Below are 21,545 nucleotides of genomic sequence, written 5' to 3' on the forward strand. Positions count from 1 at the left end.
GCGCTCAGACCTGCACGTCGAGGAGACGCGATCCGCCACCGCCGACGAGCGCCCCGCTCGCGGCGTACTCGCCGGTGGGTTCACCCAGCCCGGCGATCGTGTCCTGCGTCACGCGCAGCGCCGTGCGCAAGTGCTGATTGACGGTGTTCCTCTTCTGGGCGATCTCGTCGGCGAGCCCGGTCATCACCGCGTGGTGGGAGCCCATGACCTCGCGCCACGCCTCGGTCGGCGCGATCTCGACGAGCTCGCGCAGCGTGGTCGCCTCCGGAGCGCCCCACTCCGTCGCGACGTCGACGAACATCGTGTCGCGCAGGATCGCCCCCGAGGCGAGGGCCTTCGCGACGCGCTCGACCTCGGTCGTGGCGTGCTGCACCCAGCGCGTGCGCCCGGTCGTGACGAGCATCTCGAGCTCCTCGAGCTTGAACAGCATGAGCTCGAGCAGTTCGCGCTGACGCAGCAGCTGCATGCTCAGGTCGGTGGCGGCCACGGGGTCTCCTCGTTCGGGTCGAGTCGTCGTGACAGGTCCACCCGTCACGACAGCCACTATCGCGACGCGGCGACGCCCCAGTAACCCGCCCCGGCGGGGGCCCGTGCCGCGACGGCCCGCGGGCGCGCGGCCTACTCGGCCGGCGTCGACGCGCGAAGCGCCGTCAGCAGAGCGTTCTGCGCGTCGTCGGAACGGGCCGCTCTCAGGGCGTCGTGGTTCTCGGTGCCGACGGCGACCACGATCTCGCTGCGGTGGATGCGGGTGTCGCGGGGAGCGTCGATGCCGATGCGCACGCCCGTCGCCGTCACCCCCAGCACGGTGACCGTCACGTCGTCGCCGATCATGATGCTCTCGTTGGGTCGTCGTGTGAGTACGAGCATGTCGGAGTGACCGCCTTCCCTGGCTTCTGCGCGGAGCGCCGTCCTGCCGACGAATATACCTTTTCCGCTCGATGACGAGCGGATCCAGCACCTCACACGGAGCCGATGGCGACCTGCTCGAGGCGCACGACGCCGACGACGTCGGTCGCGAAACCGCCGATCGCGGCTTCGTCGTACGACAGGATCGGCATCCCCGCGACCTGCCCCGACACGAGGGCGCGCACCCCCTGGCGCAGCGACGGCGCGCACACCAGGATCGGCTCCGCGCCCGCGGGGTCGAGCTCGCCGACGGTGCGGCGGATGCCCTCGAGCAGCTGCATCGTCGCCTCGGCGCTCAGCACGATCTGCGGACGCCCCTCGACCTGCCGGAGCCCCTCGAGCATCTGCTGCTCGAGCACGGGGTCGAACATGACGACGCGCAGGCGCCCTTCGCGGGCGAAGCGCGCGGCGATCGCCGGGCCGAGGGCGCTGCGGGCGGCCTCGACGAGGGAGGGGATCTCGGTCGACGATTTCGCGCGGAGGGCGAGGGCCTCGTAGATGCGTCCGAGGTCGTTGATCGACACGCGCTCGGCGAGGAGGCTCGCGAGCACCCGGTGCACCACGGCGAGGGGAAGGAGGGTCGGGGTGAGCTCCTCGACGGCTGCGGGGTTCGTCTGCTTCAGGTGCTCGGTGAGCTGACGCACGTCCTCGAGCGAGAGCAGCCGGTGCGCGTGCGCGTGCACGATGTCGGAGAGGTGGGTGATGATGACGCTGGATCGGTCGATGACCGTCGCCCCGGCCAGGTCGGCCGCGTGCGACATCTCCGTGCGCACCCACTTGCCCTCGAGGCCGAACACCGGGTCGACCACCGCCGTCCCGGGAAGGCCCTCCAGTCCCGTCCCGAGGGCCAGCACGTGCCCGCGGGGCACGATCCCGCGGCCCGCCTCGACGCCGGCGACGAGGATCGCGTAGGTCTCGGACGGCAGCTCGACGTTGTCGCGCGTGCGCACCGGCGGCATGAGGGCGCCGAGCTCGAGGGCGACCTTGCGCCGAAGCGCCTTCACCCGGGTGAGCAGGTCGCCCTGCCCTCCCGCGGCCAGGTCGACGATGTCGGGGGCGAGCGAGATCTCCAGCGCGTGGACGCGCATCGTGTCCATGAGGTCGTCCGGCCGCTCCGCCGCGGCCTCGACGGCGAGCTGCGCCTGCGCGTCGGCCTCGTCGGCCGCGGCCCGATCCGCGTTCGCCTTCACGCGCGACGCCGCGAAGAGCAGGACCGCACCGATCGCGAGGAAGGCCAGGAAGGGCATCCCCGGGATGAGCCCCATCCCCAGCGCCGCGATCGCCGTGATGATGAGCGCGTTGCGCGACTGGAGCAGCTGGCGCCCCGCGGCCCGGCCGAGCTCGGCCTCGGCGTTCTCGCGCGTGACGATCATGCCCGTCGACACGGCCATCAGCAGGGCCGGGATCTGGGTGACGAGCCCGTCGCCGATCGTCAGCAGGCTGTACGTCTCGAGCGCCTTGTCGATGCTCATGCCGTGCATGGTCATGCCGATGACGATGCCGCCGGCGAAGTTGATGATCAGGATGACGATGCCGGCGATCGCGTCGCCCTTGACGAACTTGCTGGCTCCGTCCATCGCGCCGTAGAAGTCCGACTCGGCGGCGACCTCGGCGCGCCGGCGGCGGGCCTCCTCGTCGGTGATGAGGCCCGCGTTCAGGTCGGCGTCGATGGCCATCTGCTTGCCCGGCATGGCATCCAGGGTGAAGCGGGCGCCGACCTCCGCGACGCGCTCCGCGCCCTTGGTGACGACGACGAACTGGATGACGGCCAGGATGAGGAAGATGACCGCACCGATGACCAACGAACCGCTGATCGTGATCTGACCGAACGCCGCGATGACCTGGCCGGCGTGCGCCTCGCCCAGGATCAGGCGCGTGGACGCCACGTTCAGACCGAGCCGGAACAGGGTCGCCACCAGCAGCAGGCTCGGGAAGACGGAGAAGTCGAGCGGCTTCTTCACGAACATCGCCGTGAGCAGGATCAGCAGCGCGAAGGCGATGTTCGACACGATGAGCACGTCGAGCAGCGCCGCCGGGATCGGCACGATCAGCAGCAGGATGATCCCCACGACGCCGAGGGGGACGGCGCCCTTCGACAGCACTCCACCGATCATGATTCCCGCTCTCTCGTGGTGTTCCCGTGGCCGGGTCGGTTCGTCGCCGGGCGCGCGGTCGCTCGGCGCGCGGCCTCGGGGCGCGCGGTCACAGCTCGCGCCCGACGAGGGCCGCGGGGGGCATGGTGTGCGTTCCCGCCCGCGCCCCCCTCTTGTGCAGCTGCTGCACGAAGGCGAGCACCTGCGCGACCGCGGTGTAGAGGTGCTCGGGGATCTCGTGCCCCACGTCCACCGCCGCGTGCAGCGCCCGCGCGAGCGCGACATCGCGCACCATCGGCACCTTCGCGCTCTCGGCGCGCTCGCGGATCTTCTGCGCGATGACCCCGGCGCCCTTCGCGACCACGCGCGGGGCCGACCGGCCCGGCTCGTAGCGCAGGGCCACGGCGATGTGCGTCGGATTCAGCAGCACGACGTCGCTGTCGGCGACGGCCGCGATCATGCGGTTGCGGCTCACCGCCATCTGACGCGCTCGACGCTGCGACTTGATGAGCGGGTCGCCCTCGCTCTTCTTGTGCTCGTCGCGCGCTTCCTGCTTCGTCATGCGCGTGTGCTGGCGGTTGCGCTTCATCACCACGAAGACGTCGATCGCGGCGAGGAGCAGGCCCACGGCCACCGCGACCTGCAACAGGGTCGCCACTCCCCCGCCGGCCAGCTCCAGAAGCCAGCCGACGGTGTGACGACCGCTGCCCATCAGCACGGGGACGAGGCCGGCGACGACGATCCACAGGGCGGCGCCGATGGCGGCCGTCTTCAGCAGCGCCTTCGCGCCCTCCCACAGCGCTGCCTTGCCCACGATGCGTTTCAGTCCCGCCACGATGTCGAACTGCTCGACGCGCGCCGGGATGCCGCGCAGGCGGATGCCGCCCTGCGCGATGGCCGTGGCGGTCGTGGCCACGAGCACCACGACGAGCAGCGGGGCGAGTACCTCGCCGACCGTGCTGACGGCGGCGCCGATCGCCTCGATCGCCCGCGCGGGATCCGGGTCGCGCGCCACCGACGCGAGGGCCGCCAGGGGCTCAGACACGGCTCGGGACGCGGCATCCACCGTGGACGGGATCATCACGCCCGCGGCGCCGATGCACACCCACGCCGTGAAGTCCTGGCTCCGGCCGATCTGCCCCTTGCGGATCGCCTTGCGCAGGCGCTCCGGGGTCGCCTTCTCGGTGCGCTCCCCCGTATCGGTCCCGCTCATCGCGTCACCCCGATCAGCACCTGCGCGGCGTCGCCCGCGAGCGAGGAGACGATGGCCGGCAGGGCGGTGAAGACGAATCCGACCAGCAGCAGGGTCAGCGCGATCTTGATGGGGAAGCCGAGGGCGAACGCGTTCAGCGCCGGTGCGACGCGGGAGACGAGCCCGAGGCCCACGTCCGCGAGGAACAGCACGATCAGCAGCGGGCCGGCGATCTGCACGGCGCTGACGAGCATCTGCCCGACCGCGTCGGTGAGCACCTCGGCGGGTCGTCCGAGGTCGATGGTCCCGGCGACGGAGACGGCGTCGAACGAGCGGAACAGACCGCCGAGCACGAGCTGATAGCCGTTGGAGGCGAAGAGCAGCAGGATCGCCGTCATCTGGAACAGGCGCGTGAACTGGGCGCCGTTGACGTTCATCCCGGGGTCGTAAGCCTGGGCGAGCTGGAAGCCGCCGAAGGTGTCGACGAGGAAGCCGGCGCTCTGCACCGCGCTGAAGAGCACGAGCACGAGGAAGCCGAGCAGGCTGCCCACGAGCACCTGACCGGCGAGCGCGAGCAGGAACCCGCCGGTGTCGAGGCGCTGATAGCCGGCGACGACGACGGGTGAGACGGCCAGGCCCAGGCCGACGCCGAGCATGGCGCGGATGCGCAGCGGGATCGCCCCGTGGCTGAAGGGCGGAGCGATGACCAGGAACGCCGTGATGCGCACGATGGCCAGGGCCGTGGCCTCGAGCCACACGAAGTCGATCGCGAGGTTCATCCGCCGCCGTTCAGCAACGAGGGGATCCGCGCGAACAGGTCGTTCGTGAACGCGATGCTCTCGGCGATCATCCAGTTGCCGCACACCAGCAGGGCGATGCCCACGGCGATGAGCTTCGGCACGAACGACATCGTCATCTCCTGCACCTGCGTGATCGACTGCAGCAGCGAGATCGCGAAGCCGACGACCAGCGCCGTGATGAGCAGCGGCGCACTCAGCTTCGCCGCGAGCATCAGGGCGCTCAGGCCGATGTCCATGACCGCCTCGGGCTTCATCCGGCACCCCGATACGACTGCACCAGCGAGGTGATCACCAGCCCCCACCCGTCGACGAGGAGGAACAGCAGGATCTTGAACGGCAGCGAGATCATGACCGGCGGGAGCATCATCATGCCCATCGACATCAGGGCGCTCGAGACGACGAGGTCGATGATCAGGAACGGGATGAAGACGATGAAGCCGATCACGAACGCCGCCCGCAGCTCGCTCAGCATGAAGGCCGGGATGAGCGTGTACAGCGGGATGCTGTCGGGCGCCGCCGGGTTGTCCATCTGCGCCGCGCGGTGCATCAGGGCGATGTCCTCTTCGCGCGTGAAGTGCAGCATCCACGTGCGCAGCGGCTGCTGGGCCGCGTCGAAGGCCTGACCGAAGTCGATCTGCCCGGAGGTGAAGGGCGTGACGGCCAGCTGATTGATGTCGGCGAGCACCGGCCACATGATGAACAGCGTCAAGAAAAGACTGAGGCCCGCGAGCACCTGGTTGGGCGGGATGGACGGCAGCGACAGCGCGTTCCGGGTGAGCGCGAGCACGACGAAGATCTTCGTGAAGCTGGTCATCATCAGCAGCAGTGCCGGGGCGACGCTGAGCACCGTGATGCCGAGCAGCGTGGTGATGCTGTCGGAGGGCGACCCGTTGATCCCGTTGATGCTGATGCCGCCGGACTCCCCGGTCGCGGCGGACGCGCTGTGCGCCGTGAGCAGGTCGAGCGCGCCGACGAGCGCGAGCGCAGCGACGCCCGCGGCCGCCCACCCCGCGACGCGCGTCCGTCGCCGCGGATCCCGGCGATCCACGCGCACCGCGACGGCGCGGGAGGGGGATGCGGGCACGACGGCACTTTCGCGAGGGTGTCGAGGCCGATCCGTAGCCAGGGGTGCGAGCGATCCGTGCTCGCGACCGACTATCGCGACGGTGGCGGCGGGCGTAACCGACCACGCGGCCCGATCAGGCGGCGGTGCTCGTCCCGGCATCCTCCCCGCGGGTCCCGCCGGCGTCGGCGAGCGAGATCACGTTCTCGGACGCGTCGTCCCCGGGCGCGTCCCCCTCGGACGCGTCGACCGCGGCCGTCGGGGCCTCCTGGGTGTCGACGACGTCGATGCCCTTCTCGCTCACGCCCAGGACGTAGCGGATGCCGCCGAACTCGGCGACGACGAGCTGCGCCTTGGCGCCGAGGGTGGTGCGGGCGACGAGCGTGATCTTCTCCGCCTTGGCGCGCGGAGCGGCGGCGGCACGCGCGCCGGTGAGCTCCCGCAGACGGCCCAGGCGACGCGGCACGAGCGCTGCGAAGGGGCTGCCGCCCGCGGCCTGACCCTTCTGCAGCCGACGGCCGAGGAACAGCAGCAGCCCGATGACGGCCGCGAGCGAGACGATCGTGCGCAGCGCCAGGAGCAGCTCGTCGCCGCTCATGCGGTCTCCGCCTGGTCGATGATGCGCTCGACGCGCACCGCGTAATCGCCGTCGGCCACCACGACGGTGCCGTGACCGATCAGGCGTCCGTTGAGGGTGATGTCGGCGGGTGAGCCGGCCGCGCGGTCGAGCTCGACCACCCGACCGGGTTCGAGCGAGAGCACGTCGCGCACCGCCATGCGCGTGCGGCCGATCTCGACGACGAGCTCCATCTCGACGCCGGCGATGCGGCTGATGCGCGTGGGGGCGGCCGGGGCCGCCGCCGCGGATTCGTCGATGCGGATCGCCGCGCGCGCGACGACCGAGCCGTCCTCGCGCACGAGGTCGAAGACCTGGGCGCCGGGAACCGTGAACACCCCCGCCGCGTCGACCTCCTCGCCGTCGCCGAGCGTGCCGGCGCCCAGCACGGCGACCGCCGCTTCGAACACGGGATGCAGACGGTCGGCGAGGGCGCTCCCGGCGGAGCCGTCGTCGAGCGTCGCGACGTCGGCGACCTGGATCGCGACGGTGGCGCCGGGGGCACCGGCGAAGGCGACGGTCACGGCGCGACCGGTGGCACCCGGGTCGGTCGAGGGGGCGGGGAGCACCGGGAACGCGAAGGGGAGCTTCGCCGCGATCGCGGCGGCCATGGCGGCGGCGTGGAAGGTGCTCATCGGGTCTTCTCCTCGTGGATGGTGGTGATGGTGCAGGCGAGGCGCGAGCCCTGCGCCCCCGGGACCGCGCGGGCGATCGGGGTGTCGCCGACGACGAGTTCGAACGGTTTCGTCTCGGGGTGGGCGAAGCGCAGCAGGTCGCCGGGCGCCAGGTCGAGGACCTCGCCGGCGCCGATCACCCGGGGCGAGATGCGCAGTGACACCTCGAGCGGGGTGTCGTTCAGCTGGTCGCGCATCGCGCCGTCGCGGTGGGCGTTGGCGGCGTGACGGTCGCTCTCGGCGAGCTGGTCCACGACGATCGCGGCCGGGAGCATCACCGTCGCCGTGCTGCGGGCCTCGCCCGCGCTCATCGCGAAGCGCGCCACGATGACGGCCTCCCCCGGCGAGATGACCTGCATGTACTGCGGGTTGTAGTGCAGTCCCGAGAAGGTCACCGCCCCCGGCAGCAGCGGGCCCATGCACGCGCTGAGCAGCTCGAAGGTGTCGTCCATCACCTGCAGGATCAGCGCCGTCTCGATCGGCGTGAGCGTGCGCGCCTCGACGCCTCCGCCGGGCTTCCCGCCCAGCATCTGCACGACCCAGGCCAGCGCGCTGTCGAGACCGAACTGCACGACGCAGGGCTCCTCGCGCCCCGCGGTGGAGCCGGCCACCATGGCCGTGGTCGTCGGGAGGGTGTCGGCGTACTCCTGGTACGACACCAGCTCGAGCCCCTCCGGGACGAGGTGGGTGCGCAGGCGCACCTTGGCCGTCAGCTGCGAGGCCCACTGGCGCGCGAACGTCTCGAACGCGGCCTCGAGCTGGCGCGTGTGCTCGCGGCCCAGCTGCGCCGGTCGACTGAAGTCGTACGCGGGATAGCGACGAAGGGGGTCGTCGCGAACGGCCGCTGTCGTCATGGCCTGTCCTCCAGGGGATTGTTCACGGGTCAACTCTGCGCGGCGGCCTGCACGAGGCCGGGGATGAGGGAGCGCACCTGCTCGTCGGCGGTGGACAGCACGACGATGTCGACGCGGCGGTTCGCGGCGAGGTCCTCGACGCTGTCGCCGACGACGATCGGACGCTGGTCGGAGAACCCCACCGCCTGGACGCGCGTGCCGGCGATGCTCTTCTGCTCGACGAGGAAGCGCGCCACCTTCGTGGCGCGTCCGCTGCTGAGCTCCCAGTTGCTCTCGAACGGCGGGACGGCGGCGCGGTGATCGGCGTGGCCCTCGATGCTGATCTGGTTGTCGGTGGCCGTGAGCACGTCGCCGATCAGGCTGAGGACGCGATCGGCCTTCTCGCTCAGATCCGCCCGGTTGTCGGCGAAGAACGTCTCGGCCCCCACCAGCCCGATCTTCAGGCCGCGGTCGTCGATGACGAAGTCGACCGTGTCCTGCAGACCCTGGGATGCCAGGGCGTCGGTGATCTGCTGACGCATCTTCTCGAGGCCGTCCAGCTCCTGCGCGGCGCGTGCCGCGACATCGCGCACGCCGTTGTCGTCGAGCAGCTCGGGCGGGATGACCAGCCCCTCGGTGAGATCGCCGCCGCCCTCCACCTGCGACTGGCCGAATGCCGCCGCGAGGCCGTTCTTGAGCTGGTCGTACTTCGTCTCGTCGACGACCGACACGGCGTACAGCACGATGAACAGGCACATCAGCACGGTCACCATGTCGGCGTACGACACGGCCCATCGCTCGTCGGGCTCGTCGTGCGCGGCATCCTCATGCCCCCGTCCGCCCGCGCGCCGGGCGCTCGTCACGCGGCGTCCTCCACCGCGGGGGCGGCGTCGGTGCGCGGTGGCTTCTTCTTCGCCGGGGCGGAGGTCGTCATCGCGAGCAGACGCTCCTCGAGCAACCGGGGCGGACTCCCCGCCTGGATGGCGAGGATGCCCTCGCACACCAGCGTCATCCGCTCCTGCTCGAGGGTGGCCATGCGGTTCAGCCGGCCCGCGATGGGGTTCCAGATGAAGTTGGCCGAGAGCAGACCCCAGAGCGTGGCGACGAAGGCAGCGGCGATCATGTGCCCGAGTTCGTCGGGCTTGCTGAGGTTCTCGAGCACGTGGGTGAGCGAGACGACCGTGCCGACGATGCCGATCGTGGGGGCGTATCCGCCGAGCGAGGCGAAGAACTTCGCCGAGACGCGGTTGCGCGCCGATTCCGAGTCGATCTCGTCGAGCATCAGGGTGCGCAGGTCTTCGGCATCCACCCCGTCCGCGAGGGCCTGCACCGCGCGACGCGTGTAGTCGTCGGGGGCGGAGTCGAGCTCCTCCTCCAGGCGCAGCAGCCCGTCGGTGCGGGCTTTCTCGGCGTAGCCGACGAGGACCGGGATGACGGCGGAGGGGGTGGACCGCGGACCGCGCACCATACGACCGAGGGACCCGAAGGCGGCGATCGCGTCGCGCAGGGTGTGGCTGGCGATGCCGACGCCGATGGTCGACCCGAGCACCAGGATCATGGGGGCGGGGAGGAACAGCGCGCTCAGCGACGCGCCCTCCATCGTGATCATGGCGTACAGGGCGCCGAAGGCGGCGACCACGCCGATGATGAATGCGATGTCCACGTCGGTCAGTCCTGCGCGGCGGGAGCCGAGAGCGCGGACGCCGCGGCGAGCACGCGTGCCCGGTAGGCCACGATCCGCGCGATCAGCTCGTCGAGGCTCTCCTCGACGTTGTACACCCGGCCGTCGACCATGTGCAGGGTCGTGTCGGGAGACTCGTGCACGCGCTCGATGAGATCGGGGTTCACCGCGAACCGCGTGTGGTCGAGGCGGGTGAGCGTGATCATTCGGGGACGGTCTCGGCTATCGCTGCGGGAGGGGACGGGGCGGACTATCGCGACGCGGCCCGCCCGGGGTAACTCGGGCGGGCCGCGCGGGTGGCGATCGCGGGATCAGCGCTTGAGGTTGGTCAGCTCCTGCAGCACCTCGTCGCTCGTGGTGATGACGCGCGCGCTCGCCTGGAAGCCGCGCTGCGCGACGATGAGGTTCGTGAACTCCTGCGAGAGGTCGACGTTGCTCATCTCCAGCGCGCCCGACAGCAGCGAGCCGACACCGGCTTGTCCTGCCTCGCCGATCTGCGCCTCTCCGCTGTTGACGCTCGCGCGGTAGGACGTGCCGCCGACCTTCTCGAGTCCCTCGGCGTTGGCGAAGGTCGCCATGGCGATCTTCGCGAGGGTCTCGGTGCGCCCGTTGCTGAAGGTGCCCACGATCGAGCCGTCCGCCGTGATCGCGTAGGACTTCAGCGTGCCCGCGGCGGCGCCGTTCTGGCCGGTGAGGGCGACGGTGCTCATGTCGGCGAAGCCGGTCACCGCGCTGAGATCGACGGCGATCCCCCCGGCGTTCAGCGTGAGACCGGCGGTCTGACGTCCGTCGGTGAAGGCGAGGGCACCGGTCGCTCCGCTGACGGGCTCGGCGACGTCCCAGCCGGCGGCCGTGCGCGTGAACGTCAGGCTCAGCGAGGTCTTCGTGCCCTGGGCGTCGTAGACCGCGATGTCGCGCACGAGCTGCGTTCCGACCGCGGCGGTGGAGGGCAGGTTGCCGGTCGCGGTCGAGGTCGTGGTCGCCCGGGCGGCCGAGACGAGGTCCTGCGGGATCGAGATGGTACCGGGCACCTGACCGGTGTCGACCGCCCCGTTCTGCGCCGACCAGCCCTGCACGAGCGAGCCGTCGGCGGTGACCATCTTGCCCTGACCGTCGAACGAGAAGCCGCCCGCGCGGGTGTAGAGGGTCTCTCCGCCCGAGCGCACCGCGAAGAACCCGTCGCCCTGGATCATCAGGTCGCTGCCGCGGCCGGTGGTCTGGGCCGCCCCCTGGGCGAAGTTGGTGCGGATGCCGCCGACCTGCACGCCGAGACCCACCTGCGCGGGGTTGCGACCGCCGTTCGCGGCATCCGGGATGCCGGCTTCGCCGACGACCTGCGAGAGCGAGTCCTCGAAGAGGACCGAGGAGCCCTTGAAGCCCGCCGTGTTGACGTTGGCGATGTTGTTGCCGGTGGTGTCGAGCATCGTCTGGTGGGAGCGGAGTCCGGAGATCCCGGAGAAGAGCGAACGGAGCATGAGGGTCTCTTTCGTGTGGGTGGTCGAGCGGTGGAGGTCAGGGGGTGGTCGTCAGAACGGTGGTCGTCAGGGGGTCGCGGAGGTGGCGGGGGTGACCGAGGTGATCGCGTCGAGGGCCACGGTGACGTCGCCGATCGTGACCTGCGGGATGGATCCCCCGAAGGACACCTTCGAGACGATCCCCGAAGCCGGGGCGCCGGCCGCGTCGACGTAGCCGACCCGCTGGCCGATCAGGGCGGTGGCCGCCTGCCGCATGTTGAGGGCGAACGCCTCGGAGCTGTTGCGGCTCATCGCGGTGAGCTGCTCCATCATGGCCAGCTGGGTCGTCTGCGAGATCATCTGGTTGGTGTCCATCGGGGTGGACGGGTCCTGGTTCGTCAACTGCGTGACGAGCAGCTTCATGAACACCTCGCTGTCGAGCTCCTTCTTCGGAGCCGCGGCGGTGGGGGAAGCGGTCGCGAACGGGCTCGCTGTCGCGGTGACGGCGTCGACGGTCATGGGGGGGTCCTCTCAGGCGAAGATGTCGAGCCCGCCGGCGCGGGCGACGTCGAGCGACGCGGCAGCGCCGATCGGGGGGATCCGGGGGTCGGAAGCGGGGGACGCCGACGCGCGGGCGCGGTCGCGCGGGTCGGGCTGGGCATCGGAGGGCGCACCGCCCGACCCGGCGGACGGGCCGTGATCGCCCGCACCGCCGTCTCCGACCCCCGGCCCCACCGCGAGGTGGGCGTGGGGCACGACCGCGGCGAGGTCCCGCCGCAGATCGGAGACCATGCTCCGCAGGATCTCGCGTGTCGCGTCAGTCGCTCCCGAGAGCTCGACGCGCACGTCTCCGCCCGCGCCGATGCGGGCGCGGACCGTGACCGGGCCGAGGGCGTCGGGGCGCACGGTGAGCACGAGCTCGTGCACTCCCGCCGGACGCTGGGCGAGATGCACGATCGCGGGCGCGACCTGCGCCGCGACCGCGCGCGGGACCGCGGCCTCCGTCGGCGGCGGCGGTGTCGCGGGCGCGACCGGGGTCACGGCGGGAGCGGAGACCGCCGAAGCGGCGGCGGTACCCGCGGTCTCGGCGCCGCCGACGGCGGGCGAGAGCGGTGCGAGGACCGCGGAGCCCGCGGGGGTGCGCGGGGGCGCGGATGCCGCAGTGGAGACGACGGCGGCGCCCGGTGCGGGGGCGGGCGCGGGGGCCACGGCGGATGCGGGCGCCGACAGGCCGGCGGCGCCCGGTGCGGGGGCGGGCGCGGGGGCCACGGCGGATGCGGGCGCCGACTGGCCGCCGACGGGGGCGAGCACGGGCGCCGGTGACGGCGCGACCGGGATGGGCGGCTCGGTATCGCCGACGGGCACGGTCGACGCTCCGTGCGCCCCCGCCGTCTGTTCGGTCGATGCGGGGCGCGGGTCGGCGGTGGGCGGGACGGAGGGCGAGACCGTTCGCCCCGTCAGCGCGGGAGACCCGGCGGCGGGTGCGGCCCCGGCGGCGGGGGCGGGTGCGACGGCTCGGGCAGCCCCGGCGGCGGGTGCGGGTGCGCTCGCGGGTGCGGCCCCGACGGCCGGTGCGCCGGCGGCGGACGGGAGGGATGCCGGCGCGGCGAGACCCGGCACCACGGCCGCGGGCGGAACCGTTGCGACGGGAACCTCTACGGGCGCGGGAGCCGCTCCGGCGGGCGAGGTCGCTACGCCGGCGGGCGAGGTCGCGACGCCGACGGGCGAGGTCGCGACGCCGGCGGGCGCGGCTGCGGCGGCGGCAGGCGGGGCGACCCCGACGGCGTGCCCGACGGGCGCTGCGGGGGCGGTGTCCGTTGTCGCCGGGAGCTCCGCCGAGGCGTTGATCCCGTCCCCCGAACGCCCGCCGAATCGGGCGCCGCCGACGGGAACGCCGTCGATCGGCCATCGAGCGTCCGCGGGCGGGGTCGCCGCCGCCGCGGCATCCCCTCCGGCCCCGGAAGTCCCCGGGGTCGGTGTGAGGGTCGCCTCGGCGGGCATCGTCCGCAGAACGGGGCGGGGTCGCTCCCCCTCCCCCGGCGCGCTGCCGGGCAGCGCGCCGTCGATCCACTTCGGCATCGTCCGCAGCACCGGCGGCTCGGCGGCATCCGCGGCGACCGTGGGCGTCGCGGCACGGGGGGTCTTCTCCTGAGCCGTCGTCGCACCGGTCGGCCCGGCCGGCACGCTCCCCGCGGCCGGGACCGCCGCGGCAGCGCCGCCCGTGGTCGACGCCCCCGCGGGCGCCGCTTCCCCGTGTGACACCTGCGCGGGCACCACTCCGGCGGGCGCCGCCTCCCCGGGTGACACCTGCGCGGGCACCGCTCCGGCGGGCACCGGCCCCTGAGGCAGCGGCACGACCCAGGGCGCCGGCATGGTCATCAGCGGCGGATGATCCCTCGCGGGCGCCGTCGTGTCGGCGTCGCGCGTCGTCGCGGGAGCCGACGGACCGCCGACCGCGGACGTCGTCCGAACGGATGCCGCCACCCCACTCTCCGCCGACGTCGCTCCCCCGCGGGGCGCCGCCTCACCCGACCCCGCCGGAGATGCGATGGAGGAGGTCTCCGGCGACGCCGGTCCCCCGGCATCCGTCGATGACACCGGCACGACGCGGACGTCGGCACCCCGCGCGAGCGCGTCGGCCGCACGGACGAAGGCGTCGCCGAACGCCGACGCCGTGTCGGAACCGGAACCCGACGGGGGCGCGGTCGCCGCCCCGGCGAAGAACGCGTTCGCCGGCGCGGAGACCGGCGGAGGCGGAAGCGTCATGCGCCACGTCCCGTCAGGGTGGACGCGATGCCCGAGACGCCGAGCCCGCCGCTTCCGGTCGTGCCCGCGGCGAACAGCGTCTGCAGCGCCGCTGCGAGATCCCCCTGGCTCGCGGGACGCGTCGCGGTCGATGCGGAGGCGGGGGTCGCCGACGTGGTCGGTGTGCCGAGCTCGCGCGCGGCCGCCGCGGCCTCTTCGAGGAGGTCGGCGAATCGCGTCGCCGCGCTCGACGAGGTCGTCGCCGTGGCCGTGGTCTCCGCGACGCCCCCCGCGGCGGTCGTCTGCGCGGGGGCGGTCTTGGCGGTGGCGGACGACGGGTGCAGCGAGGAGATCTGACCCGTGATCGCCTCGATGCGCCCGAGCACGCCGTCGACGCTCACGCCGCGCTCCCCTCGCCGCGACCGGCGCGCGTGGTGGCGATCTCGTCGAGCGCGTTTTGCTCGGCACGCGCCTCGGTCTCGAGCTCGCGCGCCCGGTGCGCGCCCTCGAGCCGCTCGAGACCCTTCAGTTCGCGGCGGGCCTCGACGTGCGCCGCTTCGGCGGTCGCCGCGTCGTCCCGCCGAAGGCGCGCGAGCACCTGCAGGTCGGCCAGCGACGCCTGCCCGGCCGCGCGCGCGGCGGCCATGGCCCGCAACGTCGCGGGGTCGTCGATCTGCGTCGCGATCGCGCTCAGGCTCGATACCGCCTGCTCCGCGGCGGCTTCGGCCGCCCGCGCCTCGGTGCGCGCGCGGGCGACGTCCTCCGCCGCGACGCGTTCCTGGACGCCGCGCACACGCAGCAGACCCGCGAGGGGAAAGGTCATGGGTTCAGGCCTCCGAAGGTCTCGGTGAGGGCGGTCAGATGCCGCCAGGATTCGTCCGTCGTGGAGTGCTCGTCGATCGACTGCGTGAGGAACGCATCGATTCCGCGCTGGTGGAGCAGAGCGGCATCCACCAGGGGGTTCGCCCCCCGCGTGTACGCGCCGATGTCGATCAGGTCGTTCGCCTGCCGACGCGCGGCGAGGACGCTGCGCAGGATCACGGCCCGCTGCCGTTGATCGGGCGTGGTCACCTTGCCCACCACCCGCGAGACCGATCCGAGCACGTCCACCGCGGGGAAGTGCCCGCGCACCGCGAGGGCGCGGTCGAGCACCACGTGACCGTCCAGGATGCCGCGAGCGGCGTCCGCGATCGGTTCGTTGTGGTCGTCTCCGTCGACGAGCACGGTGTAGAGCCCCGTGATCGAGCCCGCCGGGCCCGTACCGGCGCGCTCCAGAAGGGCCGCGAGCACCGAGAACGTCGAGGGCGGGTAGCCCCGTGTCGCCGGAGGCTCCCCCGCCGACAGGCCGATCTCGCGCTGGGCCATCGCCACCCGCGTGAGCGAGTCCATCATCAGCACGACGTCGCGACCCTCGTCGCGGAACGCCTCGGCGATGCGCGTGGCGAGGAACGCCGAGCGCAGGCGGGCCATCGCCGGCTGATCCGAGGTGGCCACGACCACCACCGAGCGGGCGAGGCCCTCGGGCCCCAGATCGTCTTCGAGGAACTCGCGCACCTCGCGACCGCGCTCGCCCACGAGCGCGATGACGGTGACGTCCGCGGTGGATCCGCGCGCGATCATCGACAGCAGCGACGACTTGCCCACGCCCGAGCCCGCGAACAGACCGAGGCGCTGTCCCACCCCGACCGGCGTCATCGTGTCGAGCACGCGCACCCCGAGGCCGAGCTGACGATCGATGCGGCGGCGGCCGAGCACGCTGGGTGCGTCGTTGCCCAGCGCGACGCGCCGGGCGGCGATGAGCGGTCCCCGATCGTCGATGGGGCGTCCGAGTCCGTCGAGCACCCGCCCGAGCAGCGCGGGTCCGGTGGGCACGAGCGCTGCGGCGCCGACGTGGTGCACCGCCGCACCCGCCGTGATCCCGGCGAGCGGTGCCAGGGGCATGCAGTGCGAGCGCGCCCCCTCCACGGCGACGACCTCCGCCTCGACGCCGCGCCCGTTCGCCGCCGCAATGCGCACGCGATCGCCGACGGCGGCCCGAATGCCGAGCACCTCGACCCCGAGACCCACCACGGCCGTGACCGTGCCGGCGCGCTCCGGTCGCGCGGCGGTCAGCACGCGTCGCCACGACGCGGTGGCGGTGCTCACGCGGGCTCACCCCCCTCGGCGCTGCGCAGCGCCGCGCGGGCGCGGGCGAGGGCCGAGGAGACACGGGTGTCCACGCGGGCGTCCGCGAGCTCCACGATCGCCCCGCCCGCGTCGACGGCGTCCGAGGCGACGACCTCCGCCGTCGCCAGGACCGGCGATGCACTGTCGCGGAGCGTGCGCACGTCTCGCTCGGCGAGGTGCGCGCGCACCCACGTCGAGACGGGGGCCTCGGCCACGGCGCGTCGCATCGCGTGCGCGGCCGAGCGCGCGGCATCCGAGAGCTCCCCGTCGAGGATCGTCTCGGCGAGGTCGATCGCCAATTCCTCGAGCCGCTCGGCGTCGGCGGCGACGAGAGCCGCGAGACGCCCGTCGAGATCGGTGCGGACCGCGTCCACCGCGGCGAGCGCCGTGCGCAGCGTCTCCCGTGCCTCGGCTTCCTGCTGCGCGATGCGCGTCTCGAGCGCGGCGCGGGCCTGCGCGAGCTCCTCCGCGGCGCGCCGACGCCCCTCCGCGAACCCGTCGGCGTACCCGCGCACGCGCGCCTTCTCGCTGATCGCGCGAGCATCCGGCACGCTCCCGCCCAGGCGCGGCGGCACCAGCGGTGTGAAGGTTGCATCGGTCACGGCGGTCACCCTGCGGGTTGTGGCGAAGCCGATCCGTGGCCAGGTCGTCGAGCGATCCGTGCTCGCGCCCCACTATCGCGACGCCTCTCGTCCGCGGTAACCGGTGATCGCGCTCCGCGCGTCGTCGAGGGCGTCACTCGATGAGTTCGTCGTCGTCTTCGCGCGAGATCGTGATCTCCTCGGCCGCCTCGAGCTCGCGGATGATGCGCACCACCTCGGCGCGCGCCTCGTCGACCTGCCGCATGCGCACCGGCCCGAGCGCCGACGCCTCCTCCGCGAGGTTCTCGCGGTTGCGTTCGGTCATGTTGCGCCGGATGACCTCGCCGACCTGCTCGTCGGCGCCCTTCAACGCCAGGGCGAGCACGCGCAGATCGATGCCGCGGAGCACGCGCTGGGCGTCGCGGTCCTCGAGCCGGGAGATGTCGGCGAAGGTCACCATCCGACTGCGCACCTCCTCGGCGAGGTCGTGGTCGCGATCCTCGAGACTGGCCAGCAGAGCCTTCTCGAGCACGGTGTCGGAGCGGTTGATGATGTCGACGAGGGGCTGCACGCCCCCGGTCGCCTCGTGCGCCTCGCGCATGCCGAAGATGCCGGTGCGCGCGCGCAGCGACTCCGCGACGACCGCGATCGCCTCCTGCGAGGCCGCCCCCAGGGTCGCGATGGCCTGCGCGACGTCGGTGCGCAGCGGGTCCTGCAGGGCCGCCAGCACCGCGGCGGCGCGGTCGGCGCGCAGGTTGGCCAGGACGACAGCGACGGTGGTGGGCATCTCCCCGTCGAGGATCGTGGCGAGCTGGGTCGGGTCGGCGCTGTTGAGGAACTCGAACGACACCACCCCCTGCGACATCACCCGCCCGACCATGCCGACGGCCTTCTCCCGGCCGAACGCGGTCTCGAGCAATCCGGTCGCGAATTCCTGGCCGCCGCGGCTGACGGCGGATCCCCCGGATGCGATGCGGCGGAAGTCGGCGAGGGCGGCGGCGATGGCGGCGGTGTCGATGCCGCCCAGCTGCGCCAGCTCCGCCGCGAGCAGTTCCGCGCGGGCCTCGCCGAGATGCCGCAGCACCTCGGCGCTGACGTCGCGGTCCATGTTGAGCATGACGATCGCGGCCTTGCGCACCCCCGACATCGCGGGCGCGGCGGGAGCGACCGGCATCACCTCGGTGGCCGCCGTGGGGCTCACCGCGGGGGCCGCGTCCTCCGCGGGCACACGCGTCTGCAACAGGCTCATACCCTCGCCTCGTCCATCATGCTCGCCAGCGCCTTGGCGGCGTTCTGCGGGTCGTTCTTGGCGAGCTGCTCGACGTCACGCCGTCGCTGCTCCACCAGCACCTGCGTGGCCTCGGGCTCCTCCTCGATGTCCAGGACGGTCGGGAGCACCTTGGTCGGCGGGGTGGACGCGGGCAGGGCGATCGGTTCAGCGAGGCCCTTCAGACTCTTGAGCTTCTGCTCCTCGGTCTCGGTGATCGTCGAGAAGTACTCGATGGGGCCTTCGTCGGTGTACAGGGTGCGCCGTTTCATCCGGCGGCGCACCAGCAGGGCGACGACGAGGATGATGGCCGCGAGCACGATCGAGCCGCCGATGATCGCCGCCCGCAGCAGGTCGGCCTGCATCTGCGCCGCCTTCTCCGCCTCGGCCGCGTCGAGGGCCGCTTGCACCGCCGCCGCGCCGGTCTGGCTGAACTCGACCATCTCGACCGTGACGGTGTCTCCGCGCTGGGCGTTGATCCCGGCCGCGGTGGAGACCAGCGCCTGCACCTGCTCCGCGGTCACACCGTTCACCGCGCCCCGGTCCAGGGCGACGCTGATGGTCTGGCGGGTCACCTCGCCGGCGGGGGTCGTGGTCTTCTCGGTGCTCTTGTTCACGGCGTTGTTGCGCGTGGACTCCTCGGCCTGGTAGTTGCCGCCGCCCGCCGCGTTCGGCACCGCGATGTTGTCGGGACCCAGGACACCCGTGCCCGTCCCCTGCCCGCCGGTGTAGGTCTCGGTCTTCGTCTGCTCGTTCGACATCACGCCGCCCTCCGGGGCGGTGTAGGTCTCGTCCATCCGCTCCGACGTCGAGTTCGCGACGTCCGCCGCCACGCTGACGGTGGCGTTGCCCGGGCCGACGATGGTCTCGAGCATCTTCGTCACCGTCGAGGCGACCTTGGCCTCGTACTCGGTGGCCTGCGTGTTCGCGGAACCGGTGAGTCCGGTTCCCACGGCGGCGAGCACCTTGCCCGACTGGTCGGTGACCGCGACGTCCTCGGGCGTCATCCCCGGGATCGAGGCACTCGTGAGGTGCACGATCGCCGCGACCTGGTCCTCGGTGAGCGATCCGCCGCCCTGCGTCTTGACGAAGACCGAGGCGGTGGGATGCCGTTCCTCGGCGACGAACACGCTCTGCTCGGGGATCGCCAGCTGCACGGATGCCGCGGTGACTCCCGACATCGCCCCGATCGTGCGGGCGAGTTCCCCCTCGATGGCGCGTTTGTAGGTGACGGACTGCTGGAACTCGCTCGCCGTCACGCCCATCTTGTCCAGCAGCGTGTACCCGCCGCTGGTGTCGCTGGGCAGCCCTGCGGCCGCCGCGGTGAGCCGCTGGGGATAGACCTGCGCGTCGGGGACGAGGATCGTCGCTCCGCCCTCGGTCAGCTCGTAGGGAACACCCGCCGATTTCAGCTGCTCGACCACGGCTGACGCGTCTGTCGCGCTCAGGCCCGTGAACAGCGGGCTCATCTGCGGTTTGGACAGCCAGCTGCCCAGGGCGATCACGCCCATCACCAGCAGCGCCGCGCCGATGACGGCGATGGTGCGCTGCGCGACCGTGAAGCCGCCCGCGATCTGCTTCGCGCGGCCGATGGTCGTCGCAAGGAACGGGGGCATGTCAGGCCTGCATCCTCATGATGTCGTTGAAGGCGGCGACGCCGCGGTCGCGCACCGCCACCATCAGGTCCAGCGTCACTCCCGCGCGCGACGAGGCCAGCGTGGCCTTGTGGATGTCGTCGAGGTCGCCCGTGACCGCCTGCACGGCGAGCTGGTTGGAGGTGGACTGCAGCTGCTGGAGGTTCTCCACCGCCGCCGTGAGCGAGACGGCGAACGGCTGCGCACCCGCGGTGGCGCCCACGCCCGACGGCGCCGGCGTCGTCTCGAAGCTGAGCGGTGCGAGCGGGCTCACGCCCCCTGCGGCGACGGGGTCGATCGGAGTGCTCATCACGACCGCCCGATCTGGAGGGCGGATTCGTAGGTCGTCTTCGCGCGGTCCACCACGGCGGCGTTGGCCTGGTACCCGCGTTGGGCGAGGATCAGCATGCTCATCTGGTCGCCGAGGTCGACGTTGGGGTACTGCACGTACCCGTCCTCGTTCGCGTACGGGTGGTCGGGTTCGTAGACCAGGCGCCCCTCGGCCGTCGATTCCTGCACGCCCGTGACGTACACGCCCGGGCTCTGGGTGCCCTCGGCGACGGTGACGTACTTCTCGCGGAACATGTCCTGCCCCGCCGGGGTGGCGGTGTTGACGTTGGCGATGTTGTCGCTCAGCGCATCCATCCATTTGCGGTGCGCGGTCAGCCCGGTGCCGGCGATACCGATGGTGTCGAAGGTCATGCCGAGGCCTGCCCGATCGCCTTGGTGATGGATGCCGCCTGGCCGCTCAACGCCTGCGCCGCGAACTGGTAGCGCAGCACGGTGTCGATGTTCGACAGCGTCTCGGTGTCGAGGTTGACGTTGTTGCCGTTGCGGCGGGTGGGCTCGAGCGAGCGTTCCACCGTCGGTGCGACCCCGCCGACCCCGCTCTCGACGGCGCTGCGCAGGCGGTCCTCGAACAGCACCCGCTTGGCCTGGTAGTCGGGGGTGTTGACGTTGGCGATGTTCTCCGCGATCGAGCGCTGGCGCAGAGCGAGCCCGTCCAGCGCGCTGGACAGGGCGGTTGAGGTGACGGAATCGAGCACGCGGCACTCCGGTCGAAAGAACGAGCCGATCCGTGGCTGTGTGGTCGAGCGATCCCTGCTCGGGCGCGACTATCGCGACGCGACGGCGATGGCGTAACCGGGTGTCACCCCTCCACGTCGAGATACACCGGGGCGTCGGGGGCGACCGAGGGGATCCGCCGGATCGCGGCGAGCTCGCGGGCGACGTTCTCGCGCGCCGCCATCAGGCCGCTGATGCTCGCCCGCTGGCGCTCCAGGACGAGGCGGGCGCGCTCGACGACCTCGGGCGGCGGCGGCCCGGGTGGTTCCTCGACCGGACCGTCGGCGGGATCGTCGGGGGCGTCGAGCGATCGTTCGAACGCGTCGAGCAGCCGGTTCCACGCCGCGAGGTTCGTCGACACGGGGCGTCAGACCGGCGTGATGGCGTCGGCCGCCGCGTGCCAGGCGTCGCGGAGCGGCGCGATGAGGTCGCGGCACTCGCGGGTGGCGTCGGCGTCGCGCGCGACGTTGGCGACGATGAGGCGCCCCGTGATGTAGGTGTACAGCGCCCGCAGCCCGTCGGAGCCGTCCCACGTGTCGTCGAGCGATCCGCTCAGCTCGGCGATGATGGCCTGCGCGTGGGTGAGGTAGGTGCCGGCGGATGCCGCATCTCCCCCGGCCTGCGCCGCGGCGGCCCGCTCGACGTCGACCAGCAGCCGGTCGTAGAGCATGGTCACCAGTCGCTGCGGGGTGGCGGCGTTGACCTGCTGCTCCAGGTACTCCTGCTTGGCGCGTTCGAGGGCGGTGGGCACGAGGGGTTCTCCTTCTCGGGGACG

Annotated in this window: 27 protein-coding genes; all 27 read right to left on the minus strand. The window is 72.5% G+C overall.

Going from position 1 to position 21,545, the window contains the following annotated elements; all coding sequences use genetic code 11:
* Window positions 1-4: 4 nt before the first annotated feature.
* Complete coding sequence (locus ACFZA2_RS02285; protein WP_391400058.1) at window positions 5-487, minus strand: flagellar protein FlgN; 483 nt, start codon at window positions 485-487, stop codon at window positions 5-7.
* Between the two features lie 131 nt (window positions 488-618).
* Window positions 619-867, minus strand: a complete 249-nt coding sequence (gene csrA / locus ACFZA2_RS02290) for a carbon storage regulator CsrA (RefSeq protein WP_391400061.1) — start codon at window positions 865-867, stop codon at window positions 619-621.
* Window positions 868-959: 92 nt separating this feature from the next.
* The gene (locus tag ACFZA2_RS02295; RefSeq protein WP_391400064.1) at window positions 960-3,020 is read right to left on the minus strand and encodes a flagellar biosynthesis protein FlhA; all 2,061 of its coding nucleotides are present in this window, start codon (window positions 3,018-3,020) and stop codon (window positions 960-962) included.
* 88 nt (window positions 3,021-3,108) lie between these two features.
* Window positions 3,109-4,212: a flagellar biosynthesis protein FlhB gene (locus tag ACFZA2_RS02300; protein WP_391400067.1), complete on the minus strand. Its 1,104-nt coding sequence runs from the start codon at window positions 4,210-4,212 to the stop codon at window positions 3,109-3,111.
* Window positions 4,209-4,970 (minus strand): flagellar biosynthetic protein FliR, encoded by a 762-nt coding sequence (locus ACFZA2_RS02305; RefSeq protein WP_391400070.1) that lies wholly within the window; start codon window positions 4,968-4,970, stop codon window positions 4,209-4,211. The genes ACFZA2_RS02300 and ACFZA2_RS02305 overlap by 4 nt, the downstream gene beginning before the upstream one ends.
* Window positions 4,967-5,245 (minus strand): flagellar biosynthesis protein FliQ, encoded by a 279-nt coding sequence (fliQ, locus tag ACFZA2_RS02310; protein ID WP_391400073.1) that lies wholly within the window; start codon window positions 5,243-5,245, stop codon window positions 4,967-4,969. The genes ACFZA2_RS02305 and fliQ overlap by 4 nt, the downstream gene beginning before the upstream one ends.
* Complete coding sequence (gene fliP / locus ACFZA2_RS02315; RefSeq protein ID WP_391400076.1) at window positions 5,242-6,075, minus strand: flagellar type III secretion system pore protein FliP; 834 nt, start codon at window positions 6,073-6,075, stop codon at window positions 5,242-5,244. Before fliP ends, fliQ begins: the two co-directional genes overlap by 4 nt.
* A gap of 115 nt (window positions 6,076-6,190) precedes the next feature.
* The gene (locus tag ACFZA2_RS02320) at window positions 6,191-6,652 is read right to left on the minus strand and encodes a flagellar biosynthetic protein FliO (RefSeq protein WP_391400079.1); all 462 of its coding nucleotides are present in this window, start codon (window positions 6,650-6,652) and stop codon (window positions 6,191-6,193) included.
* Window positions 6,649-7,305 carry a FliM/FliN family flagellar motor switch protein gene (locus tag ACFZA2_RS02325; protein ID WP_391400082.1) on the minus strand — a complete coding sequence of 219 codons (657 nt, stop codon included), beginning with the start codon at window positions 7,303-7,305 and terminating at the stop codon, window positions 6,649-6,651. The genes ACFZA2_RS02320 and ACFZA2_RS02325 overlap by 4 nt, the downstream gene beginning before the upstream one ends.
* Window positions 7,302-8,198: a flagellar motor switch protein FliM gene (locus tag ACFZA2_RS02330; RefSeq protein WP_391400085.1), complete on the minus strand. Its 897-nt coding sequence runs from the start codon at window positions 8,196-8,198 to the stop codon at window positions 7,302-7,304. Before ACFZA2_RS02330 ends, ACFZA2_RS02325 begins: the two co-directional genes overlap by 4 nt.
* A gap of 29 nt (window positions 8,199-8,227) precedes the next feature.
* Entirely contained in the window at window positions 8,228-9,040 is an 813-nt protein-coding gene (locus ACFZA2_RS02335) for a flagellar motor protein MotB (RefSeq protein ID WP_391400088.1), read from the minus strand.
* Window positions 9,037-9,840, minus strand: coding sequence for a motility protein A (locus ACFZA2_RS02340; protein WP_391400091.1), 804 nt, complete (start codon window positions 9,838-9,840; stop codon window positions 9,037-9,039). The genes ACFZA2_RS02335 and ACFZA2_RS02340 overlap by 4 nt, the downstream gene beginning before the upstream one ends.
* A 5-nt stretch (window positions 9,841-9,845) precedes the next feature.
* Entirely contained in the window at window positions 9,846-10,064 is a 219-nt protein-coding gene (locus ACFZA2_RS02345) for a flagellar FlbD family protein (RefSeq protein ID WP_363392904.1), read from the minus strand.
* A gap of 105 nt (window positions 10,065-10,169) precedes the next feature.
* Window positions 10,170-11,333: a flagellar hook protein FlgE gene (locus ACFZA2_RS02350; protein ID WP_391400094.1), complete on the minus strand. Its 1,164-nt coding sequence runs from the start codon at window positions 11,331-11,333 to the stop codon at window positions 10,170-10,172.
* A 66-nt stretch (window positions 11,334-11,399) separates the two neighbouring features.
* Window positions 11,400-11,831, minus strand: coding sequence for a flagellar hook capping FlgD N-terminal domain-containing protein (locus tag ACFZA2_RS02355; RefSeq protein WP_391400097.1), 432 nt, complete (start codon window positions 11,829-11,831; stop codon window positions 11,400-11,402).
* Window positions 11,832-11,843: 12 nt separating this feature from the next.
* Window positions 11,844-14,078, minus strand: a complete 2,235-nt coding sequence (locus ACFZA2_RS02360) for a hypothetical protein (protein WP_391400099.1) — start codon at window positions 14,076-14,078, stop codon at window positions 11,844-11,846.
* Window positions 14,075-14,458, minus strand: a complete 384-nt coding sequence (locus tag ACFZA2_RS02365; protein WP_391400102.1) for a hypothetical protein — start codon at window positions 14,456-14,458, stop codon at window positions 14,075-14,077. Before ACFZA2_RS02365 ends, ACFZA2_RS02360 begins: the two co-directional genes overlap by 4 nt.
* Entirely contained in the window at window positions 14,455-14,880 is a 426-nt protein-coding gene (locus ACFZA2_RS02370) for a hypothetical protein (protein WP_391400105.1), read from the minus strand. The genes ACFZA2_RS02365 and ACFZA2_RS02370 overlap by 4 nt, the downstream gene beginning before the upstream one ends.
* A complete protein-coding gene (locus ACFZA2_RS02375) occupies window positions 14,877-16,202 on the minus strand; it encodes a FliI/YscN family ATPase (protein WP_391400108.1) in 1,326 nt (441 codons plus the stop codon). Before ACFZA2_RS02375 ends, ACFZA2_RS02370 begins: the two co-directional genes overlap by 4 nt.
* Window positions 16,199-16,825, minus strand: a complete 627-nt coding sequence (locus tag ACFZA2_RS02380) for a FliH/SctL family protein (protein ID WP_391400111.1) — start codon at window positions 16,823-16,825, stop codon at window positions 16,199-16,201. The genes ACFZA2_RS02375 and ACFZA2_RS02380 overlap by 4 nt, the downstream gene beginning before the upstream one ends.
* A 133-nt stretch (window positions 16,826-16,958) precedes the next feature.
* Window positions 16,959-18,053, minus strand: a complete 1,095-nt coding sequence (gene fliG / locus ACFZA2_RS02385; protein ID WP_391400113.1) for a flagellar motor switch protein FliG — start codon at window positions 18,051-18,053, stop codon at window positions 16,959-16,961.
* Entirely contained in the window at window positions 18,050-19,687 is a 1,638-nt protein-coding gene (gene fliF, locus ACFZA2_RS02390) for a flagellar basal-body MS-ring/collar protein FliF (protein WP_391400116.1), read from the minus strand. Before fliF ends, fliG begins: the two co-directional genes overlap by 4 nt.
* Window position 19,688: 1 nt before the next feature.
* A complete protein-coding gene (locus ACFZA2_RS02395; protein ID WP_315993265.1) occupies window positions 19,689-20,015 on the minus strand; it encodes a flagellar hook-basal body complex protein FliE in 327 nt (108 codons plus the stop codon).
* Window positions 20,015-20,407 carry a flagellar basal body rod protein FlgC gene (flgC, locus tag ACFZA2_RS02400; protein ID WP_391400119.1) on the minus strand — a complete coding sequence of 131 codons (393 nt, stop codon included), beginning with the start codon at window positions 20,405-20,407 and terminating at the stop codon, window positions 20,015-20,017. Before flgC ends, ACFZA2_RS02395 begins: the two co-directional genes overlap by 1 nt.
* Complete coding sequence (locus tag ACFZA2_RS02405; RefSeq protein ID WP_315993267.1) at window positions 20,404-20,751, minus strand: flagellar biosynthesis protein FlgB; 348 nt, start codon at window positions 20,749-20,751, stop codon at window positions 20,404-20,406. The genes flgC and ACFZA2_RS02405 overlap by 4 nt, the downstream gene beginning before the upstream one ends.
* A gap of 104 nt (window positions 20,752-20,855) precedes the next feature.
* Entirely contained in the window at window positions 20,856-21,131 is a 276-nt protein-coding gene (locus ACFZA2_RS02410; RefSeq protein ID WP_315993268.1) for a hypothetical protein, read from the minus strand.
* Between the two features lie 6 nt (window positions 21,132-21,137).
* Entirely contained in the window at window positions 21,138-21,521 is a 384-nt protein-coding gene (fliS, locus tag ACFZA2_RS02415) for a flagellar export chaperone FliS (RefSeq protein ID WP_315993269.1), read from the minus strand.
* Window positions 21,522-21,545 lie beyond the last annotated feature (24 nt).

The organism is Microbacterium sp. NPDC007973 (genome assembly GCF_042958465.1).
Taxonomy (GTDB): Bacteria; Actinomycetota; Actinomycetes; order Actinomycetales; family Microbacteriaceae; genus Microbacterium; species Microbacterium galbum.

Excerpts from the sequence above, each read along its gene's own strand:
- csrA (WP_391400061.1), bottom strand. The coding sequence starts at position 867 with ATGCTCGTACTCACACGACGACCCAACGAGAGCATCATGATCGGCGAC.
- ACFZA2_RS02295 (WP_391400064.1), bottom strand. The coding sequence starts at position 3,020 with ATGATCGGTGGAGTGCTGTCGAAGGGCGCCGTCCCCCTCGGCGTCGTG.
- ACFZA2_RS02300 (WP_391400067.1), bottom strand. The coding sequence starts at position 4,212 with ATGAGCGGGACCGATACGGGGGAGCGCACCGAGAAGGCGACCCCGGAG.
- ACFZA2_RS02305 (WP_391400070.1), bottom strand. The coding sequence starts at position 4,970 with ATGAACCTCGCGATCGACTTCGTGTGGCTCGAGGCCACGGCCCTGGCC.
- fliQ (WP_391400073.1), bottom strand. The coding sequence starts at position 5,245 with ATGAAGCCCGAGGCGGTCATGGACATCGGCCTGAGCGCCCTGATGCTC.
- ACFZA2_RS02320 (WP_391400079.1), bottom strand. The coding sequence starts at position 6,652 with ATGAGCGGCGACGAGCTGCTCCTGGCGCTGCGCACGATCGTCTCGCTC.
- ACFZA2_RS02325 (WP_391400082.1), bottom strand. The coding sequence starts at position 7,305 with ATGAGCACCTTCCACGCCGCCGCCATGGCCGCCGCGATCGCGGCGAAG.
- ACFZA2_RS02330 (WP_391400085.1), bottom strand. The coding sequence starts at position 8,198 with ATGACGACAGCGGCCGTTCGCGACGACCCCCTTCGTCGCTATCCCGCG.
- ACFZA2_RS02345 (WP_363392904.1), bottom strand. The coding sequence starts at position 10,064 with ATGATCACGCTCACCCGCCTCGACCACACGCGGTTCGCGGTGAACCCC.
- ACFZA2_RS02350 (WP_391400094.1), bottom strand. The coding sequence starts at position 11,333 with ATGCTCCGTTCGCTCTTCTCCGGGATCTCCGGACTCCGCTCCCACCAG.
- ACFZA2_RS02355 (WP_391400097.1), bottom strand. The coding sequence starts at position 11,831 with ATGACCGTCGACGCCGTCACCGCGACAGCGAGCCCGTTCGCGACCGCT.
- ACFZA2_RS02360 (WP_391400099.1), bottom strand. The coding sequence starts at position 14,078 with ATGACGCTTCCGCCTCCGCCGGTCTCCGCGCCGGCGAACGCGTTCTTC.
- ACFZA2_RS02370 (WP_391400105.1), bottom strand. The coding sequence starts at position 14,880 with ATGACCTTTCCCCTCGCGGGTCTGCTGCGTGTGCGCGGCGTCCAGGAA.
- fliG (WP_391400113.1), bottom strand. The coding sequence starts at position 18,053 with ATGAGCCTGTTGCAGACGCGTGTGCCCGCGGAGGACGCGGCCCCCGCG.
- fliF (WP_391400116.1), bottom strand. The coding sequence starts at position 19,687 with ATGCCCCCGTTCCTTGCGACGACCATCGGCCGCGCGAAGCAGATCGCG.
- ACFZA2_RS02395 (WP_315993265.1), bottom strand. The coding sequence starts at position 20,015 with ATGAGCACTCCGATCGACCCCGTCGCCGCAGGGGGCGTGAGCCCGCTC.
- flgC (WP_391400119.1), bottom strand. The coding sequence starts at position 20,407 with ATGACCTTCGACACCATCGGTATCGCCGGCACCGGGCTGACCGCGCAC.